This window comes from Acinetobacter sp. 797_lipA (genome assembly GCF_058243025.1).
In genome coordinates this window covers 1,560,528-1,580,638 of the sequence record NZ_JBZAYQ010000001.1, presented here as the reverse complement: position 1 = coordinate 1,580,638, position 20,111 = coordinate 1,560,528, and the positions used below count along the sequence as shown (strand labels likewise).

Sequence of the window (20,111 nt, the reverse complement as noted above, 5' to 3'; positions counted from 1 at the left end):
CTTATATCTATCCACATCAAGCAAACAGCGCTTATTTAGGCTTAAAGCTGTCTTTTAAGTCTAAAATACGGTTAAACACAGGTTTTTCTGCTGTATGGTCGTATTGATCTGCAACAAAATAGCCTTCACGCTCAAATTGGAAACGGTCTTCAGGTTGTGCTTGCGCCAATGCAGGCTCAATCACTGCTTGTACAATTTTCAATGAATCAGGGTTCAAGTTCGCTAAGAAATCATCACCCACTTCAGGGTCTGACTCTGTAAACAGACGATCATAAATACGCACTTCAGCAGGAATGCCTTTAGTCGCAGATACCCAGTGAATCACCCCTTTAACTTTACGACCTTCTGGATTTTTGCCCAAAGTTTCAGGGTCGATTGAACATTTCAACTCAGCCACTTTACCGTTTTCATCTTTAATCACTTCATCACACTTAATGACATAAGCATGACGTAGACGAACTTCACCACCCGGAATTAAACGCTTGAAGCCTTTTGGTGGTTCTTCTTCAAAGTCTTTACGATCGATATAAATTTCAGAGGTTAACGGAATTACACGCTCACCCATGTCTACATTTGGATGACGTGAATGAGTTAAATCTATATCGTTAGGCAAATTTGTGAGTGTGACTTTGAGTGGATTCAATACTGCCATACCACGAGCAGCTGTATTTTCCAAAGACTGACGGATGCAGTATTCAAGCATTGCAACATCAACAATACCATCTGACTTCGACACACCAACACGCTTACAGAAGTCACGTAGGCCTTCTGGGGTAAAACCACGACGGCGCATACCTACAACGGTTGGCATACGTGGGTCATCCCATCCATTGACATAACCACCTTCAACCAATTTACGCAATTTACGCTTAGAGGTAATGGTGTAGTCGATATTTAAACGGCTAGATTCATACTGACGTGGTACTGCTTCAGAATGAACTTTTTCAACCACCCAGTCATAAAACGGACGGTGATCTTGAAATTCCAAAGTACATAATGAGTGAGTAATGCCTTCAATTGCATCGGATAATGGATGCGCATAATCGTACATTGGGTACATTTTCCATTTATCACCTGTTTGGTGATGCTCTGAATGGAGTACACGATACAAAATAGGATCACGCATATGCACATTTGGAGATGCCATATCGATCTTGGCACGCAGAACAGCTTCACCTTCTGCAAACTCGCCATTGTTCATTTTTTCAAAACGCGCAAGGTTTTCTTCAACTGAAGTATCGCGGTAAGGCGAGTTTTTACCTGGCTCAATAAAGTTACCACGGTTCAAACGAATTTCTTCAGGTGACTGCAAATCCACATAAGCATCACCCTGTTTAATCAGTTGAATCGCCCATGCATGGAGTTGATCAAAATAGCTTGATGCATAGCGCGGTTCGCCATTCCACTCAAAACCTAACCATTTAACGTCATTGGCGATCCCATCTACATATTCTTGTTCTTCTGCATCTGGGTTGGTGTCATCAAAACGTAGGTTGCACAAACCATCAAACTCGTTGGCAATACCAAAGTTTAAGCAAATCGCTTTCACGTGACCAATGTGTAAATAACCATTCGGCTCTGGCGGGAAACGCGTGACTACTTTTTGCGTACGACCTTCAGCCAAATCTTCGGTAATCACTTGGCGAACAAAGTCTAAGCCTGGCTGTTGTTCTTGCTGCGCTGCGACAGAGGCATTGTTACTTGGTGTCGGGTTATTTGGCAGTGTTGAAACAACATCATTCGGCTTCATAGTTTAAAAATCACTTTGATGAAAAAAATTAAGGAAAAATAGGGTCCTGCTATACGAGCATAATTCTAACTGATCTATCAGTCGATTTATGAATATTTTACAGCCCCTTAAACGATATTTGATCTATTTTACAAAGAAAATAACGTTTTTACTTGCCTTGTAGTTTACAGTTTGCTTATGCTTCTCACAACCAAAAAACCCATGGCTTTGATGTCCATGATTAGGAGATTACACAATGAGTTTTCCTCAAGTCGAATTAAACACCAATAAAGGTCGTATTGTTCTTGAACTTAACAACGAAAAAGCACCAATCACTGTTGCTAACTTCTTAGAATACGTACGTGACGGTTTCTATGACGGCGTAATTTTCCACCGCGTGATCGATGGTTTCATGATCCAAGGTGGTGGTATGGATGAAAACTTCAAAGAAAAAGCAACACGTGATGCAATTGAAAACGAAGCTGATAACGGCTTAACCAATGACCTTGGTACAATTGCAATGGCGCGTACACAAGCACCTCACTCTGCATCTGCGCAGTTCTTTATTAACGTGGGTAACAACTCTTTCCTTAACCACTCTGGCAAAAATGCACAAGGTTGGGGTTATGCAGTTTTCGGTAAAGTAACTGAAGGCCTAGACGTAGTAAACGAAATTAAAGGTGTTCGTACTGGCAACCGTGGCTACCACGCTGACGTTCCACTAGAAAACGTTGTGATTGAATCTGCTAAGATCATTTCTGAGTAAGAATCCCTCCTAACCTCCCTTTAAAAAAGGGAGGAAGTCCCTCTTTTAAAAGAGGGATTTAGGGAGATAAATTAAAATGGAAACTTCCGTGACCTATTTGTTTATCGCTGATTTACACTTGTCACCAGATCACCCTCGACTCGTTCGGGGGTTTTTAGATTTATTAGATGCTTATAAGAACAAGAATACCCAACTGTATATTTTAGGCGACTGGTTCAATGCATGGATCGGCGACGACTACACTGCTCCTTGGCTAGATGAAATCATTCGCGCCTTAAAACAATTTTCAAATGCAGGCAATCACATCTATTTCTTAACAGGTAACCGTGATTTTGCCCTAGGACAGCAGTTCCTCGACCAATTTAATGGTCAACTGTTAGCTGAAGTTTGCACACTCAAACTTTCAGATCACACCATTCGTATTGAACATGGTGATTTACTCTGCACGGATGACGTATCCTATCAGCGTTTTCGTAAAATTATCCGCAATCCACTTCTGCTGAAGTTTTTAAAAAGTACACCTCTTGGTTTTAGACAAAAACTGGCCAATGGGTTCCGTAAAAAAAGCCGTCAAGCACAACAGTTTAAAAGCTATGAAGTCATGGATGTGAATCAAGATGCTGTTCAAGCAGCATTAAGCAATGCGGATTTACTGATTCACGGACACACCCATCGTGCCAATATTCATGATATCGATGGGAAAAAGAGAATTGTACTCGGTGACTGGAAAGAAGATTCCGCTCAGATTTTAGAAATTAATGCGAATGGTCATCTACAAAATTTGGCATTAAAAAAATGGCAGTATTAATGCCATTTTTTTACTATACCAATCAATATTATACATAATGCTAACTCAAGTACTTACCCGCCTTAATTCAACTCATTTAGACGGTACAATTGATTAACACCGGTATAAAAACTCAAACCATCTAAGTTCATTGGAAGAGTTTCGCCAGATTCAAGTTGAATCATATGCCCCACTTCAACCCAAATTAAACCGTGATTTGTATTCTGTTTACGTTTAAGTGGCACCAATTTTACATTGATTTCACTACCATTTACGGCTGTAGCAACACGCCATGTATCTAAAGTTGTCAAAATTTTAACTCACTAAGTGAGCTTTTTGTGATGGAACAAAGAGATTAATAAAACGGGTTTTGAATAATAATTCTGTAGTTACAATGATGATATTCAAGCCAAATGCCTGAACTCAGATAGATCACAATCAGCTATATCATAGAAAAGTAGGAACAATACCTACTCGTAGTCTGCATTATACTAGGTTGTCAAGATTTAAGCAAAAGTAGCCCATTTTTTAATAGAATCACTTTTTTATTATTTTATCTGTTTGAAATAAAAAACTTTTCATATAAATACTTTATTCACAGGCGCTTAAATGCGTTTTCAGCCAGTACACATATTCAACTAAAATCTAAGTCTGTTAGAGTTGTAGCGTGATCACAAGTCTCCTTTCATCGGTTAGAATGAGACATCAATAATAAATTGAGTGCGATTATGGATCTGCTAAATATTTCAAAAAGTCGTTATACCACCAAAGCTTATGACCCAAATAGAAAGATCCCTCATGAACAGTTTACTCGATTATTAGAAATTCTCCGCTTAACGCCATCGTCTATCAACATCCAGCCTTGGCATTTTTTCATTGCAGAAAACACAAACGCCAAAGAACGAATTGCAAAAGCACTGGTGGGTAAATACGCATACAATGCTCCCAAAGTACTAGATTCATCACATACAATTTTATTTTGTACCAAAGCCGATATTTCTGAGCAACATTTGGAAAATTTATTGCATCAAGATGACCTACATGGTCGTTTTAAAGATGAGGCAGCTAAACAAGGCCAAAAAGACAGTCGTTCAGGTTATGTCAACTATTACCGCAATGAAAAAGGTGATGTACAGCGTTGGGCTGAAAACCAAACCTTTATTGCTTTAGGTCAAATTCTATTGGCTGCAGGTATTGAAAAAATTGATGCGACGCCAATTGGTGGTTTTGATGAATCCATTATTAGTGAAGAGCTAGGTTTAACCGAACAAGGTCTAGTCCCTTCTGTATTGCTCACACTAGGCTATCGGAGTGATGCCGACTTCAATGCAAAATTGCCAAAGTCTCGTTTAAGCAAAGAAGATATTTTCACGCAGCTGTAATGCTATTTGTATATAAAAGGGACTTCAGTCCCTTTTATATTTTGGGCCTGAAAATTGTTTCATCATTTTCAATATCAAAAACAAAAATAGTGAGGTTGCTGATGTCTGTTAAGCCCAATATGCCGATGAAATTTGAATGTGCACACTGTAATAAAATCTATTTAGGTCAGTATCAACATATTATGCGCCCTCAATATCCCGATTGCCCCAGTTGTGAGCAACCAGGGCTGTTATTAGGAATTGCAGTGATTGAAGATCTGTTCAAGCACCCTTTTTCCTTTGTGCAGAACTATTTTAAACAGACATTGCATAAGCTAAACAAGCCACGCTTGTAATACCCAACACCAATCCGATGACTGTTGGGAATTTGAGCTTCTCTTTAAAGAAAAGTAGTCCGCTGAATACGCCTAACAGCACCACCATAATATTCATGCCCGCAAAAACGACCGCTGGGCTATCCTTGAGTAGCAGATGAGCTTTGACATAAAGTGCGATATTGGCAAAGTTCAACACCCCAAGACATAGACCTGCCACGACGTTCTTGGTTAAGCCGATATTTTTCGTAGTCACGGCAACATAACCGACTGACAATAAAAACGCGCAAATAAACATCAGGTTTAACGAAACGGAAAACTGCACACCCAGCCCTGTTGTATATTTGAGCAAGATATCAATCAGCGCATAACCAAACCAAACTAGTGTTAGATACCACACGGCCTGTTTTTGACCTTCTCCACCACCAGAGGCATTGGTAAATAAAATGCACATCACGGCGGCAAGCCCCAAGACTACCCCGATAATTTTGAGCTGATTAAACTGTTCTTGAAAAATAAAATAAGCCGCCAATAAAGATAAAATCACCGACAAACGCTGTGCGATTTCTGTTTTGACAATGCCTGCATATTGTAAAGACTTGGCCAAAAATAAGAATACACTCGGTAACAAGACACCAAGCGCTATAATCAGCCACCACGGAGTATTTGAAACAGAAACGTGGCTTAGGTCAGGTTTAAACCAGACGTAACACAGTAAACTGGCTGAAGCATAGTTCCAGCTGATCATCTGGATCGGATCAAATCCTTTGTTTTTGCCCCATTTTAAAAGAATGGAGACCACCACACTACAACAGGCCGCAGCAAATATCAGTTCCATAGCACACTCTTATTATTGTCGCCTCGAATATAAACACACATAGAAAAGCCCACATCAGGGTGGGCTTTTCCAATATAAATTATTCAAAAAGAATTATTTATAACGATCAACCATTTTCTCTAAAGAAATTGGACGAATCTTGTCAGCATTGCCCGCTGTACCAAATGCTTCATAACGGTCAACACAAATTTGTTTCATTGCGTCTACAGTTTTCGCGAAGAATTTACGAGGGTCAAATTCGCTTGGTTGTTCAGCCATCATACGACGCATTGCACCAGTCGATGCTAAACGCAAGTCTGTATCGATGTTGATTTTACGTACACCGTGCTTGATTGCTTCAACCAATTGCTCAACAGGAACACCATACGTTTCTTTGATGTCGCCGCCGTACTGGTTAATGATCGCTAACCATTCTTGTGGTACAGAGCTTGAACCGTGCATCACAAGGTGAGTATTTGGAAGCGCCGCATGAATTTCTTTAATGCGGTCAATTGCCAAAATATCGCCTGTAGGTGGACGCGTGAACTTATATGCACCGTGTGAAGTACCTACTGCAATTGCAAGTGCATCGACATTGGTATCTGCAACGAACTGACGTGCTTCTTCAACTGAAGTGAGAAGTTGAGAATGATCAAGAACACCTTCAGCGCCTACACCATCTTCTTCACCCGCCATACCCGTTTCAAGGCTACCTAAACAACCGATTTCACCTTCAACTGAAACACCGCATGCATGCGCCATTTGTACTGTACGACGAGTTACATCAACGTTGTATTCATACGTTGTTGGTGTTTTACCGTCTGCACCCAATGAACCATCCATCATCACAGATGAGAAGCCCAATTGAATTGAACGTTGGCAAACGTCTGGATCTGTACCATGGTCTTGATGCATTACCACTGGAATGTGTGGCCATTCTTCAATTGCAGCCAAAATAAGATGACGTAAGAATGGAGCACCTGCATATTTACGCGCACCCGCTGATGCTTGTACGATAACAGGTGAATTTGTCGCATCTGCTGCAAGCATGATTGCGCGCATTTGTTCTAAGTTGTTTACGTTGAATGCTGGTACGCCGTAAGCATGTTCGCCGGCGTGATCCAAGAGCTGGCGCAATGAAATAAGAGCCATAATGTCCTCCCAGTTGATGCGACATATTCTACATGCTCAAAGGTTTCAATTCAGCAACAAATAACACTATTTAAAAAAAATCCCCGCAATTGCAGGGACTTTTTACGAAATTCGCGTGTATTTAGTGTGCTGTAGCCGCCGAAGCCTCTACCGCAGGATCCGCAGTTGCAGCATCTGCTGGTGCATTTGCAACTTCAGCAGGAATGTCTTTGTTCTTTTCATCCAACTCTGGCTGATCAATCGCATCAATTGCCGCTTGTTGTTCAGCCGTTACAGCTTCTTCAACTGCTGCTGTTTCAGATGCCGCAGCGGTTTGCTCTGGTGCTTCATTTTTCTTACAAGCAGTCAGTGCCAATGGTGCTAACAAAAGTGCAGCAAGGGTCATTTTTAAATTCATAATGTTTTCCTAGAACAGATGATTTAATGCCCTGTAGTTTATTTCAGCATTATTTCATTTTCATGACTGAATGATGAATAGATTTGTTAATCCCATAAAAAAAGGTTGACCGAAGTCAACCTTTTTACAACAGCATGAGCACACAATAATTATTGTGCGCGCTCTATCAACGCTGCAACTGCTGGAAGTGTTTTACCTTCGACAAACTCAAGGAAAGCACCACCACCGGTTGAGATATAACCAATTTTGTCTGCAACTTCGTATTTATCAATAGCAGCTAAAGTGTCACCACCACCTGCAATAGAGAAGCCAGCAGATTCAGCGATCGCTAAAGATAAAGTTTTTGTGCCTTCGCCGAATTGATCAACTTCAAATACGCCCACCGGGCCATTCCAAAGAATCGTTTTCGACGTTTTTAGAATGTCTGCAAATGCTTTTGCCGTTTCTGGACCTACATCCAAAATCATGTCATTGTCAGTCACATCTTCAACTTTTTTCACGACAGCTTTTGCTGCTGCCAATGAACCTAAGAAGTCTGCAAAATCGATTTCAGAAGCATCTGCTACTACAACATCCGTTGGAAGCGGTACAGAAACTTTTGCCGCAATTGCCTTTGCTGTATCGATCAAATCATTTTCACACAATGATTTACCGACATTGAAGCCTGCTGCTGCCAAGAACGTATTGGCAATACCACCACCCACGATCAATTGATCGCAAATATCAGAAAGTGATGTCAACACATCTAACTTAGTCGATACTTTAGAACCCGCAACAATAGCAACCATTGGTTTTTCAGGTGTTTGTAATGCACGGCCAAGTGCATCTAACTCAGCCGCCAATAAAGGACCAGCCGCCGCAACTTTCGCTAAACGTGCCACACCTTCAGTTGATGCTTCTGCACGGTGCGCTGTGCCGAATGCATCCATCACAAATACATCACAAAGTGCTGCATATTTTGCCGCAAGTTCTGGGTTGTTTTTCTTTTCACCTGCGTTAAAACGACAGTTTTCAAGGAGTACCACTTGACCTGCTGCAACTTCAACACCATCAAGGTAATCCGTCACTAATTGAACATCTTGACCCAATGCTTCAGTCAAATACGCAGCAACAGGTGCTAAGGATTGTTCTGGTTTTGGCTCACCTTCAACTGGACGACCAAGGTGAGAATAAACCATTAGGGCTGCGCCTTGTGCTAACGCTGCTTTAATTGTTGGTAAAGCGGCACGTAAACGTGCATCACTTGTAATCACACCATTTTTAACAGGAACGTTTAAATCTTCGCGAATAAGAACACGTTTACCCGTTAAATCGAGGTCAGTCATACGCTGAAAATTCATGTAGAGCTCTCTTTCTATATATAAAAATCGCGTCGATTTTAAATGATTATGCAGAAAAAGGTTAGCTTCTTTTGTAGAAAAGCAAACGAAAGGCAAAGTTTTGCTATCATAGTGAAAAGTCTCACTAGATTTAGCATTTATGTCTATTCATCCTGATCCAAATCTAAACCGTTTAAACGTTTTGGGTGAACCTTTAGCCAGCTGTTGTTATTCCCCGATCACGGGATATTTCCGTAATGGTTTTTGTCATACAGCACCTTCCGATTTGGGACAACACACGATCTGTGTCGAAATGACCTCTGAGTTTTTAAATTTTTCTCAGCGAGTGGGTAATGATCTTATTACCCCTGTGCCTGAAGTTGACTTTCCAGGTCTACAACCTGGTGATTTTTGGTGTATCTGTGTGACCCGTTGGGTAGAAGCTTATCAGGCCGGTTTTGCGCCTCCTGTTAAAGTTCAAGCTTGCCATCAAGCTGTACTCTCCTATGTACCACTGAATGTGCTTATGGAATATGCAGTCGAATGAATACTTCAGAAATTATCTTGGCATCAAGCAGTCAAACTCGTAAAGACCTCATGAACCGTTTACGTCTAGACTACCGCTGCGTTGTCCCCGATATAGACGAATCGCCTCGTGGTGAAAGCCATGCCGATGATTTAGCCAAACGACTGGCTTATGAAAAAGCGCATGTCATTGCGTCACAGAACCCGGAAGCAATCGTGATTGGTTCAGATCAAGTAGCATGGCGTGAAGGTGCACCCGATATTTTTATTGGGAAGCCATTGAGTACTGAAAAAGCCATTAAACAGCTACAGGCTAATTCGGACAAGATTGTCTACTTCAGTACCGCACTCAGCGTGCAGCAACATTCAACAGGTTTTGAACGTAGTCTGGTTGAGCACTATAAAGTTAAGTTCCGTAAACTAGGACTGCCTGAAATTCAGCGTTATGTTGAAGTTGAACAACCACTGATGTGTGCTGGAAGCTTCAAGTGTGAAAGCCTTGGTATCAGCTTATTTGAACAAATGATAGGACAAGATCAAACTACATTGATGGGTATGCCTATGATTCAGTTATGTCATATTCTGCGTGAATTAAAAGTACTTGTGCCTTAATTCTGTAGAAGTATTTTTAGTTGGTTCCTCAATAAATTGAACAGCAGCAGATGTTGCTGTTCAATTTTGAGCATTAAATGTAACAACAGCATTAATATAATATATGACCAATCGCTCAAAGCTTTTTAAACGAATTTGCTGAGAGATAAGCTTGAATGAGTCGTTTAAAGTACATTCGAATTAATAAACTACGGTTAGCGCAATGACCATAAAAAGAATAAGAAATGAAAATAGACCAATATTATTAGGGTCAAAGCTACTCACACTTTCCCTCTGTCTAAAGAGATATTTGACAAATAACAATGCCAATATCAAATAGCCATACCACATTTTATTATATAGCGGATGATCTTCAGCGAGACTTTTGGCTTGTCTAAAAAGTAAGATATGCTGATATTGCGGCACCTTAGCCAAATTTTTTGTTTTATATATCCTATCGATTGAGGATGATTTTTTCGCTAATTTGGACTGACTTTTCTCTCTTTCTTTTTGCAATATCTCATTCGCCATTTTCTCGGCATCTTCTTTACTTAACATTATTTTTCTTCACTATATTTTAGACCTATTATGCTGTAAAAATTTTGATGCCTGCAATCATAACGACTCAGACAAACTTAATTTATTTAAATCAACCAAGCGCATTTAAATAAATCTAACGATACTTGCACATAGGCCTTCGATCATAAGACAATAGTCACAATATTGTTTTAAATTTGCTTAGGCTATTTTCATGTCCCAATCTCTTGATGTTCTTGGCGGTATTACAGCTGAACAATTCCTTGCCGAATATTGGCAAAAAAAGCCATTATTGGTCCGCAACGCGCTACCTGAAATTATCAATATTTTAGAACCTAGCGATATCATGGAACTGGCTTTAGATGAAAATGTCACAGCCCGTTTAATCAAACAAAAAGACCGTGACCCAAATCAGTGGTCGGTCAAGTCTTCACCGCTGATAAAAGCTGATTTCCAAAAGATGCCAAAACTCTGGACTTTATTGGTTCAAGCCGTAGACCACTACTCTTTTGACTTAGCAGCACTGTGGAAAAAATTTCCTTTTATTCCGCAGTGGCGCCGTGATGACATCATGGTGTCCTATGCGCCTAAGGGTGGCTCTGTCGGAAAGCATTTTGACTTTTACGATGTCTTTTTAGTTCAAGGTTATGGTCATCGTCGTTGGCAGTTGGGTCAAATGTGCGATGCTGACTCTGAGATTGTTGCAGGCCAACCTTTAAAATTACTGCCTGAAATTGACGTACATTTTGACGAAGTATTAGCGCCAGGTGATCTACTTTATGTACCACCAGGTTTATCACATTTTGGTGTAGCTGAAGATGACTGTCTGACCTTCTCTTTTGGCTTCCGTATGCCAAACGTCACCGACATGGTAGACCGTGTAGGCGATAAACTATCTGATAACGCGCTACTGCGTAATCCTTTGCTCGATATTGTCCGTGATCAACAAAGCCCGATCGGTCAATTAACACAAAACGAATTGGATTATTTAAAAGCAGAAATTTTGGCTCAGCTACAAAATTCAACTTTGCTTGAAGATGCTATTATGACCTTGATGTCAGAGCCGAAATACCCTGAAAATATTCCTGAAGCTGAAGAAATTGGCACAGGAGATTTAGAAGGTATTTTAGACCAAGGTTATCAGCTGATCTTAGAACCCGCTTCTCGGCTACTTTATACCCACGATGAAGATGAATTCTTATTTTGGGCCAACGGTGAAGGGCTATGCATTTCAGAGCAATTTGCACCATTACTTAAGAACTTAGCAGATGGTGAAGCACTGTTACTTGATGAAAGCTTATATGATGCCGATATTCTAGAAGACATTGCAATGCTGATGAACGAATCCGTCTTAATGCTACTCCCACCTGACGAAGCTTAAGCAAACCAAGTGCTGAGGAATCTAATCTACTCAGCACTTTCTCCCTCACCAAACCTTAAACTGGCAATAATTTTGGTACAGCCTTTTTCAGATTCGATATTGAGCTCAGCACCAATTTTTTCTAAACGCATTTTCATACTGCGCATACCAATGCCCATCCCGTGGTTAAGCACACACTCCACATTAAAACCTACACCATCATCCTGAATAATCATGACTAGGTGAGTTGTACTTGGATAATACATTTTTACATCAATATGCCGTGCTTGGCTGTGCTTCATAATATTGGTCAAACTTTCTTCAAGCACACGAATTAAAGTCAAACATTGTAGTGCTGTCGGTTGTATTTCCCATGCCTCTGGAATGCTCCAAGTCGCCTCAATGTCCAACTCATCCATGATCTGACTAAACCGATGGCGAACAGGAGCAATCCATAACACAGGATTATCTGGCGTTTTGTTATTAGTTAAAGAACCGCTGTCAATAATTTGTCTTAAATCATCTCGAAGCAATTTGAGGATGGATAAAAATTGTTGATTCGACATGGTGCTGGAGCTCTGATCCACTAAAATCATGGAACGAACCAAAGATGCACCCAAACCATCGTGCAAATCGTGTGCTAAATGAATACGCTCTTGTAAGCGGACATTTTCAAGCTCTAATTGGTGTCGAGCATATAAACTAGAGGACAGATTACTGGTCACAAAGCTTACCCGCTGCTCAAGTTCACTATTAAATCTTTGTATTTTTTTAATATTTTTATCTAATCGTGTTGCGAGAATAATCACAATAAAAAAAGTGATCACCGGTGAGGTATACGGCGACAAAGGCTGATGGTCATTAATATGCCCATCAAAAAGTAGTGAAATATCGTAAAGCATAACGATAAGAATCACACTTAAACAAACCACCAACAAGATATAATCACGGCGCTTGGTCTTATAAGCACGATAAATCACAAAAAAGAATGATGCGATAAATAATGCAATACATAACAGGAAAATCACAGCAAATACGATATTGACCATCAAGCTCGGGATAAACAAGATGGTGACAATACACACTGCAGCAACTAAAAATAAGGTTTTCTCTAATTCAGCAAACTTTGTCTTCACAAAACGCAGCAAGTAAATGCAAAAGCAAACATTGTATAAAACAAAAAAAGTCAGGTTAGTTTTCATGACCCACAAGGAGTTTGGATATGGAAACACTTCTCGGTTGATGACATTCCAAATAAACAAGACCCAAAACAAACAGCTAACAGAAAACCACAGAAATGTTGTTTCATTGCGTCTAAAAAACCAAATGACAAAGCACACCAAACCTAAGGTGGTGGAAATGACTAAATTGACTTGAAACAGTGCTCTCTTGTTCCAAATTCTTTTTTGTTGTTTATCATATGCTGTTGTGATATCAGAAAATTCTAGTTTGCCTAAACCCGGACTTTCATAACTATTACCAACCACATAGACCCAAATGTCATTGTTTTTTTGTTTTAAGCTTTCGACAGGAAGGATCCAAAAACGCGGAGTATTCCAACTTTTTGATAGGGGTTCAACTAAATGCTTATCTTTCCAAAGCAGGTTTCGATTAAAAAAAACAGCGCCTGCGCTACTCATGCCTTCCACAGAAAATGCTAAAGGCTGCTTCAGTTCATTACTGTCGTTACAACTCCAATGCCAATTAAAATGGTACCAAACGCCGCCATCGTAATGTGGCCAGCGTTCTGTCCACACGTCAGGGTTTTTAACCTCTACCCATCCCGTCTTCGGAACAACATCGATAGAACTTGTTTTCACCGCAGAAATTTTATCGACATTCACTTTACAGGTTGGACTAACAGCAAAGTTCGTTTGTGCGGAACTGGCAAAACTAAGCGCACACAAACACAGTGTGACAAAAATGCTCAGCCAGCCATTTCTCATAAAATACCTAAAGAACGCGCAGTACTGACTGCTTTGGTTCTTTTTGAAACAGAAAGCTTGCGGTAAATATGCTTAATATGGCTTTCAACGGTATAGCGCGAAACAAATAATTGCTCAGCAATTTCGCGGTTACTCAGGCCTTGTGCCACCAAGTTTAGAATTTCAGTTTCTCGATTGGTCAGTTGATCATAGTCCTGACCATCCAACTGCTCTACACGCTCAGTTTGGGGGGTATTTGAGGTTGAGATTTGATTTAAAATTTCGCGAGCAATAAAGGGATCAATCGGCGCTCCGCCGCGCAAAATACTCCGTATCGACATTAGCACTTCAGCATCATCACGTTCTTTCAGTACATAGCCATTCGCTCCTGCCTTAATCGAGGCAAATAAACTTTGCTGTGTACTCCATGCCGAAATCACCAGAATTAAGGCGCTTTCGTCTATCTCTCTAAGTTTTTCAATTAAGGTAATACCATTCCCATCGGGCAACCCTAAATCAACTAAGGCTAAAGAAATCGGTTGTGATGCAATGATTTGCATGGCTTCAGCTAAATTTTTAGCAAAAATCAGCATATCTTGACTATAGCCCAGCTCCGACAGGATCAGATCTAGGCGCGAGCGAATCATGGCTTCATCTTCCACGATTAAAACAGGTGCAGGCAAAACAGTTTCCTTATTTTTCACTGAAGCTTCCCCTTTTTCTTATCATTCTTCAACCACACTATACCGATGCAAGCTTGGCCTAACCTATCCCTAGAAGTAAGTAATTTATAATTTTTTCTTTTGAACAATAAGCGCTTGTTCATATTCATTTTATATACTTTAAATTCTGAAAGATATCAATCTGTATAAAATTTATCCGTAATTTTAATATTGGATTGCCCCTGCGAATAATAACGGACTTAACAACAATTTATTACTTGTAGATGAAATAGAGACTTGGCACATTAGGTCTAAACAACCAGGAAGGATGCCCAGCCATATGTCTAGCCCTGCTCAATCCATACGGCATAAATTACTCAATACTTTTTTTTCACGGCACTCCATTTGGCTACTGTGTATTTTTATTTTCTTGAGCATTTCTTTTTTTCATTATAGCCATACGCCCATCTATATTAATTATTTTATTTCGGACACTTTACTGAACAGTATTTGGCTGATCACAGGTTTACTAAGTCTTGTTGGCTTGCATGATGTTTTACAAAATAAACATTCGATCTTAAAGAACTATCCGATTATGGGACATTTTCGTTTTATTTTTGAAGATTTCCGCCCTGAAATTCGCCAGTATTTTATTGAGGCAGATCAAGACGCACTGCCTTTTTCACGGATGCAACGCAGTTTGGTCTATCAACGTGCAAAAAACCAAAATGCAGATAAACCATTCGGCTCCATTATCGATGTCTATGCAGACAATTACCGCTTCATGACTCATTCACTGAGCCCATGTACACCTGCTGACCCTAAAACCTTCCGTATTTTGGTGGGCAATTCGCAATGCTCACAACCTTATAGTGCTTCTATTTTCAATATTTCAGCCATGAGTTTTGGCAGCTTGAGTGCCAATGCTATTCGCACTTTAAATAAAGGAGCACAAATGGGTAGTTTTTACCATGATACTGGCGAAGGCAGTTTAAGTCCGTACCATCTTGAGTATGGAGGCGATATTGTTTGGGAGTTAGGCAGTGGGTATTTTGGCTGCCGTACTCTAGATGGGCAATTTGACCCTGAAAAATTTGCCGTTCAAGCCAAACGACCTCAAGTCAAAATGATCGAAATCAAGCTCTCTCAGGGAGCAAAACCCGGCCATGGCGGGATTCTACCGAAAGATAAAATTTCTGAAGAGATTGCCGAAATACGGGGCGTCAGTCGTGATCATGACTGTGTTTCTCCTTCAAGTCACTCTGCCTTCAAAACACCTATTCAGATGATGCATTTTATTCAAAAACTGCGTGAGCTATCTGAAGGTAAACCAGTCGGATTTAAGCTGTGTATTGGCCAGCCTTGGCAGTTTATGAGTATTGTCAAAGCCATGCTACATACTCAAATTATTCCCGATTTTATTGTGGTAGATGGTTCCGAGGGCGGGACTGGTGCAGCACCTATCGAACTGATAGACAATATGGGCGTACCACTACGTGAAGGCTTACTTTTTGTACACAACACACTGGTCGGTGCTGGTTTACGTGATCAGATCAAAATTGGTGCCAGTGGCAAATTGGTTAGTGCCTTTGATATTGCCAGTACCATGGCAATTGGTGCAGATTGGGTCAATTCTGCACGAGGGTTTATGTTTGCTGTGGGCTGCATTCAAGCGCAAAGTTGTCATACCAACCAATGCCCTGTCGGTGTTGCGACACAAGACAAAGAGCGTCAAAAAGCAATCCATGTGCCCACCAAAGCCGAACGTGTACTTCATTTTCATGACAACACATTAAAGGCACTTTCAGAAATGATTGCTTCAGCGGGCTTAAAACATCCAGCAGAAATTAAAGCACGCCATTTAGCACAGCGTATTAATGACCGAGAAATTCGAAACTATGCGCAGCTGCATTTTTGGTTAAAAGATGGTGAACTGCTGTCTTGTGAAAATAAAGATGAAGAGAACTTCTATTTCCGTATGTGGAATATGTCCAAATTAGAACATTTCTAAATAAAAAGGAGGCTCTATCAGCCTCCTTTTTATTTTCGATAAGAGAAATCACAGAATGTTAGTAATATCCACTCGATGAACCCTGCGCATGTAAAAAAGCTGGAATTAGACCTGTTAATGCCGCACGAATATCTGAACGTTCATTGATCAATTGATGTGAACCTTCCTCCAACATCAATAAAGTCTGTAAGCGAAACTTTTCACGAATAAACTCAATGTTATAACGCCAGTCTACCGTCTGATCCAGCGCACCTTGGGCTAACCAGACAGGAATGCGACAGGCTGGGCGCTGCTCCATTTCCAACATCCATTTGGACATAGCCAAAATCCAATCCATACCCATCATGCGAGGTTGTAGCGGATCTTTTAAACGAACAAAGCGTAAGAACTCTGGGTTATGGTTATTCCGCCTAAAATGACGCGGTACTTGACGTTTAATCCGTCGAATAATGCCTAGTCCAACCGAGTTATGCCACCAAGCGGATTTTGCAGGTCGAATGAGTGGCGACAACAACAAAACACGTTGCACATAAGGGTTTTCACGGCGTTCGGCAAATTCAAGCAAATGATGCATCAAAATTGCACCACCCGTGCTCTGCCCTATACCTAACCACGGTTGCGGCAACTGCTCAGCATGTTTAACATAACGCACCACCGCATGTAACACATCTTGATAATGATCAAAATTTTGGATATTCGCAGGTGATCCATCACTGAGTCCATGCCCTGGAAGATCATAGGTCAGTACACTAAAACCTTGTTCAAGCAACTCTTTAATAATGGGTTGATAAATTCCGCTATGCTCTAAATAACCATGCAACAGACAGACTGAACCTTTGATTTTTTCAATTTTTGGTGCAAAAACTTGGACATGCAGCTTAAACAAAGGCATTTGAACATAACCTTGCCAGTGATCACAGTCCAACGCATCTAAACCATATAAACGACGATAAGACACCATCTCCACCGATGCTTCATACGGCTGGTTTAGATTCAAAGGCATTAAAAGCTGTGGTGTCGTCTCACGGCTCGGCACAGGAAGTTCAAGTTGTTTGAGTACGGAAGGATTTAAAAAAGGAAGTTCAGGCATTATGGAATCTCCCGACAGTCACTCGAACCCACCAGAACATCACGAATTGTCGCAAGCATTTCATAATTGGCACGGCGACTATGGTCATAATTTTGTTCACTTGGGCGCCATTGGGTTAATTGGGTCGGCATAGGTGCTTCAATCGGCTGTGTTTCTATACCATTTAAAGCAAATAAACGACGTGTACGTGGCATATGATATTGATCTGTAATTAAAATCACTCTAGGTGCGCCACCTTTTTTCTGCAACAGCAAAGAGCTAAAGCGCGAGTTTTCGCAGGTGTTCATACTACGATCTTCCAATAGTTTCGCATCGACTCCACGTGCCTTTAACCATCTTTGCATATACGGGGCTTCGACACCGCTAAGCACAATGGGGAGCTTGAACTGTTGTTCGACCTGCAATGTGGTTTCAAGACGTAATCGCGTATATTCATTCACCACAATATCTTTACGATTTTTGTCTAAAGTTAATCCACCACCCAAAACAACTATGGCATTCGGCATGTTTAATGCCGCTTTTCTCTCTTCATTTTGTGCATGTATTTGTGCGATGTCCTGATAGATTTGTTCATCTATCGGCTCTTCCTCTACAGTCTCAACTTTATGTGTTTTTAAAAAGTCGAGATAATGTTCCATCAAGGCTTTATTTTCTTTGCTATTCAGCTCTAGTAGTTCTTTGACATTTTCGGTCGGATCAACCTCAGAACTTGCCGTCTCAACCACCAAAGGAATTTGAGGCTTTTGCTCTTTTTCTTGCTCTTCACGCTGTTCAGAAATAATTAACTGTTGCAGTGCTTTATAACGTGCCTGAATCGTGGTTAGGTTTTGCGAATTATGTTCTTTGATTTGCTCTTCCATCAACTGTAAGTACGCTTGACGAGCAATCCATAAATCAGAACCCGGTTCTAAGCTTTCTTGTTCACTGAGTGCTGCCATTTTTTGACTTTGTGCTGCAACTTCATTGACGTCTACAGGGACAAAGGCATTTAATGTCGCCACAATCAGCTTAGAGTAAAAAGGCGTATAAATAAAAATCATTAAACAGCCGAAAAATGCAAACAGCACCGAAGTGATTTGCATTAAACGTACCATTTTATGGGTTTTACTCATACTTTTAACGATCCTGATGAGATTGGATGAGACCCGCCGAATTAAATAGCACAGGCTCAGGTTCCAACAAAACTTTAAATTTATTATACACATCCTGCTGTACTGCACGGTATGTGCTCTGTACATCGTTCAAGTCTGCATTGGCATAATTCACTAAAACCAAGGCTTGTTTAGCAAACATCCCGACAACACCGAGCTGCTTACCTTTCCAGCCCGATTGATCAATCAACCAACCAGCTGCGATTTTAACATCACCATTCGGCTGCGGATAATGTGGCAGTTTTTCAAATTGTTGAGCTAAAAGGTCATAAGCTTGCTGACTAATAATTGGGTTCTTAAAAAAACTGCCTACGTTAGGAAATTCTTTCGGATCAGGCAATTTACTTTGACGAATCTGAATCACTTGCTGTTGTAAATTAAAAGCTGTTAGCTCATCACCCACGGCTTGTTTTAAGTCACCATAGCTAATTTTCAAATCTTCTTTTTTCAACAACTTGAAGGTCACATGCGTAATCACATAGCGATTTGGATTATCTTTAAAAATACTATGACGATAACTAAATGCACAGTTTTTAGCTTCAATATCACTAAATGTTTTCAACTGTCGGTCATAGACTTGCACGCTTTCGATGAACTCACCGACTTCTACACCATAAGCCCCAATATTTTGTACAGGAGATGCACCCACGAGGCCTGGAATCAACGCCAAATTCTGTAAGCCAAATAAATGGTGTTCTGTCGTCCAAAGCACAAAGTCATGCCAAACTTGGCCCGCACCGACCCGTATAGTTTTGGTAGTTGCATCTTCAGACAGGTTTTCTACGCCTAGAATATTCATATGAACAACCAAAGCATCAATTTGTGCAGGAAGCAGCATATTACTTCCACCAGATAAAATCATGATATTCAAAGCGTGTTGCTGTGCATAGTCCAATGCTTCTACAAGCTCATCTGGACTGTGAATTTGAACATAATGAGAGGCTATCGCATTTAAGCTTAACGTATTAAAAGGTTTAAGCTGTTTTTGTGTTTCGATTTGCATGCACGAACCTTAATTACTGTTCAAAGTGTTGTTTAAAAATACTGACCCACGCTTGGCTGCTCGACTCACATTGGTCAAGAACACGTTCAAAACCATCAGAGCCACCATAGTAAGGATCAGGTAATGCTTGCTGCGGATACTGCGCGTCATGTTCAGACATCAGTGCAATTTTAGCGCGGAGAGGCTGAGTACCAAATTCAGTTTGCGCTGTTTGATACAAGGCTTGAATATCATCAAAATTAAGATGATCCATCGCCAAAATTAAATCGAAATGAACAAAATCACGGGTCTGTAACTGTCGTGCGCGTAAGCTGGATAAATCATAGCCCCGTTTTAAAGCATGTTCTTGACTACGCAAGTCAGGTGCTTTGTTGGGATGGTAATTACTGGTTCCCGCCGAATCGATTTCGATGTTGAGCTGATGTGCATCACAAAAATGTCTGAGAACCACTTCTGCCGTGGGAGAACGACAAATATTTCCTAAACAGACACATAACACCTTATAGGGCGCTGTGAATGACATAACCACCTCTAAACAGCTTTATTTTCAAGTGTCTTATGTTAAGTTATTTAGAGGATGAATCCTATAGAAG

General features: G+C 40.5%; 21 protein-coding genes. 8 read left to right on the top strand and 13 right to left on the bottom strand.

Going from position 1 to position 20,111, the window contains the following annotated elements:
* Positions 1 to 31: 31 nt before the first annotated feature.
* The gene (locus AC4CU2_RS07640) at positions 32 to 1,750 is read right to left on the bottom strand and encodes a glutamine--tRNA ligase/YqeY domain fusion protein (RefSeq protein WP_490768566.1); all 1,719 of its coding nucleotides are present in this window, start codon (positions 1,748 to 1,750) and stop codon (positions 32 to 34) included.
* Between the two features lie 235 nt (positions 1,751 to 1,985).
* On the opposite strand from AC4CU2_RS07640, the gene AC4CU2_RS07635 reads away from it, so the two are divergent.
* Entirely contained in the window at positions 1,986 to 2,495 is a 510-nt protein-coding gene (locus tag AC4CU2_RS07635; RefSeq protein WP_004696971.1) for a peptidylprolyl isomerase, read from the top strand.
* An 88-nt stretch (positions 2,496 to 2,583) separates the two neighbouring features.
* Positions 2,584 to 3,303, top strand: coding sequence for a UDP-2,3-diacylglucosamine diphosphatase (locus tag AC4CU2_RS07630; protein WP_004696968.1), 720 nt, complete (start codon positions 2,584 to 2,586; stop codon positions 3,301 to 3,303).
* Positions 3,304 to 3,365: 62 nt separating this feature from the next.
* On the opposite strand, the gene AC4CU2_RS07625 is transcribed toward AC4CU2_RS07630, so the two are convergent.
* Entirely contained in the window at positions 3,366 to 3,593 is a 228-nt protein-coding gene (locus tag AC4CU2_RS07625; protein ID WP_490768565.1) for a transposase, read from the bottom strand.
* Positions 3,594 to 4,010: 417 nt separating this feature from the next.
* Between AC4CU2_RS07625 and nfsB the strand changes: the two genes are divergently transcribed.
* Together nfsB and AC4CU2_RS07615 are read left to right on the top strand one after the other, a co-directional pair.
* Positions 4,011 to 4,664, top strand: a complete 654-nt coding sequence (gene nfsB / locus AC4CU2_RS07620) for an oxygen-insensitive NAD(P)H nitroreductase (protein ID WP_126036716.1) — start codon at positions 4,011 to 4,013, stop codon at positions 4,662 to 4,664.
* A gap of 101 nt (positions 4,665 to 4,765) precedes the next feature.
* The gene (locus tag AC4CU2_RS07615) at positions 4,766 to 4,999 is read left to right on the top strand and encodes a hypothetical protein (protein WP_490768564.1); all 234 of its coding nucleotides are present in this window, start codon (positions 4,766 to 4,768) and stop codon (positions 4,997 to 4,999) included.
* On the opposite strand, the gene AC4CU2_RS07610 is transcribed toward AC4CU2_RS07615, so the two are convergent.
* The 4 genes from AC4CU2_RS07610 to AC4CU2_RS07595 all read right to left on the bottom strand — a co-directional run bounded on the left by AC4CU2_RS07610 (position 4,959) and on the right by AC4CU2_RS07595 (position 8,684).
* Complete coding sequence (locus AC4CU2_RS07610; protein ID WP_490768563.1) at positions 4,959 to 5,816, bottom strand: EamA family transporter; 858 nt, start codon at positions 5,814 to 5,816, stop codon at positions 4,959 to 4,961. The genes AC4CU2_RS07615 and AC4CU2_RS07610 overlap by 41 nt on opposite strands.
* Positions 5,817 to 5,909: 93 nt before the next feature.
* On the bottom strand, positions 5,910 to 6,947 hold the full coding sequence (gene fba, locus AC4CU2_RS07605) for a class II fructose-bisphosphate aldolase (RefSeq protein ID WP_004984718.1): 1,038 nt from the start codon (positions 6,945 to 6,947) through the stop codon (positions 5,910 to 5,912).
* A 121-nt stretch (positions 6,948 to 7,068) separates the two neighbouring features.
* Positions 7,069 to 7,344, bottom strand: coding sequence for a hypothetical protein (locus AC4CU2_RS07600; protein WP_004696954.1), 276 nt, complete (start codon positions 7,342 to 7,344; stop codon positions 7,069 to 7,071).
* Between the two features lie 149 nt (positions 7,345 to 7,493).
* Positions 7,494 to 8,684 (bottom strand): phosphoglycerate kinase, encoded by a 1,191-nt coding sequence (locus tag AC4CU2_RS07595; RefSeq protein ID WP_058869696.1) that lies wholly within the window; start codon positions 8,682 to 8,684, stop codon positions 7,494 to 7,496.
* Positions 8,685 to 8,823: 139 nt separating this feature from the next.
* Between AC4CU2_RS07595 and AC4CU2_RS07590 the strand changes: the two genes are divergently transcribed.
* Both AC4CU2_RS07590 and AC4CU2_RS07585 read left to right on the top strand, forming a co-directional pair.
* Positions 8,824 to 9,210 (top strand): DUF2237 family protein, encoded by a 387-nt coding sequence (locus tag AC4CU2_RS07590; protein WP_004984725.1) that lies wholly within the window; start codon positions 8,824 to 8,826, stop codon positions 9,208 to 9,210.
* Positions 9,207 to 9,800, top strand: a complete 594-nt coding sequence (locus tag AC4CU2_RS07585; protein ID WP_004984727.1) for a Maf family protein — start codon at positions 9,207 to 9,209, stop codon at positions 9,798 to 9,800. Before AC4CU2_RS07590 ends, AC4CU2_RS07585 begins: the two co-directional genes overlap by 4 nt.
* 180 nt (positions 9,801 to 9,980) lie before the next feature.
* On the opposite strand, the gene AC4CU2_RS07580 is transcribed toward AC4CU2_RS07585, so the two are convergent.
* Positions 9,981 to 10,337 (bottom strand): hypothetical protein, encoded by a 357-nt coding sequence (locus AC4CU2_RS07580; RefSeq protein ID WP_490768562.1) that lies wholly within the window; start codon positions 10,335 to 10,337, stop codon positions 9,981 to 9,983.
* Between the two features lie 193 nt (positions 10,338 to 10,530).
* Between AC4CU2_RS07580 and AC4CU2_RS07575 the strand changes: the two genes are divergently transcribed.
* Positions 10,531 to 11,697 carry a ribosomal protein uL16 3-hydroxylase gene (locus AC4CU2_RS07575; protein ID WP_490768561.1) on the top strand — a complete coding sequence of 389 codons (1,167 nt, stop codon included), beginning with the start codon at positions 10,531 to 10,533 and terminating at the stop codon, positions 11,695 to 11,697.
* Positions 11,698 to 11,723: 26 nt separating this feature from the next.
* Here the strand turns inward: AC4CU2_RS07575 and AC4CU2_RS07570 are convergent, their stop codons facing one another.
* Positions 11,724 to 13,622, bottom strand: a complete 1,899-nt coding sequence (locus tag AC4CU2_RS07570; RefSeq protein WP_490768560.1) for a sensor histidine kinase — start codon at positions 13,620 to 13,622, stop codon at positions 11,724 to 11,726.
* Positions 13,619 to 14,305 (bottom strand): LuxR C-terminal-related transcriptional regulator, encoded by a 687-nt coding sequence (locus AC4CU2_RS07565; RefSeq protein WP_004696942.1) that lies wholly within the window; start codon positions 14,303 to 14,305, stop codon positions 13,619 to 13,621. Before AC4CU2_RS07565 ends, AC4CU2_RS07570 begins: the two co-directional genes overlap by 4 nt.
* Positions 14,306 to 14,603: 298 nt before the next feature.
* Between AC4CU2_RS07565 and AC4CU2_RS07560 the strand changes: the two genes are divergently transcribed.
* Complete coding sequence (locus AC4CU2_RS07560) at positions 14,604 to 16,274, top strand: FMN-binding glutamate synthase family protein (protein ID WP_419276286.1); 1,671 nt, start codon at positions 14,604 to 14,606, stop codon at positions 16,272 to 16,274.
* Between the two features lie 58 nt (positions 16,275 to 16,332).
* Here AC4CU2_RS07560 and AC4CU2_RS07555 read toward each other — a convergent pair whose 3' ends face one another.
* Genes AC4CU2_RS07555 through AC4CU2_RS07540 form a run of 4 tightly spaced genes read right to left on the bottom strand, consistent with a single transcriptional unit; the run spans position 16,333 to position 20,041 of the window.
* The gene (locus AC4CU2_RS07555) at positions 16,333 to 17,364 is read right to left on the bottom strand and encodes an alpha/beta hydrolase (protein ID WP_004696940.1); all 1,032 of its coding nucleotides are present in this window, start codon (positions 17,362 to 17,364) and stop codon (positions 16,333 to 16,335) included.
* Positions 17,364 to 18,476 (bottom strand): YdcF family protein, encoded by a 1,113-nt coding sequence (locus AC4CU2_RS07550; protein WP_490768559.1) that lies wholly within the window; start codon positions 18,474 to 18,476, stop codon positions 17,364 to 17,366. Before AC4CU2_RS07550 ends, AC4CU2_RS07555 begins: the two co-directional genes overlap by 1 nt.
* 4 nt (positions 18,477 to 18,480) lie before the next feature.
* The gene (gene murB / locus AC4CU2_RS07545; protein ID WP_490768558.1) at positions 18,481 to 19,518 is read right to left on the bottom strand and encodes a UDP-N-acetylmuramate dehydrogenase; all 1,038 of its coding nucleotides are present in this window, start codon (positions 19,516 to 19,518) and stop codon (positions 18,481 to 18,483) included.
* Between the two features lie 13 nt (positions 19,519 to 19,531).
* On the bottom strand, positions 19,532 to 20,041 hold the full coding sequence (locus tag AC4CU2_RS07540; RefSeq protein ID WP_490768557.1) for a low molecular weight protein-tyrosine-phosphatase: 510 nt from the start codon (positions 20,039 to 20,041) through the stop codon (positions 19,532 to 19,534).
* Between the last annotated feature and the right edge of the window lie 70 nt (positions 20,042 to 20,111).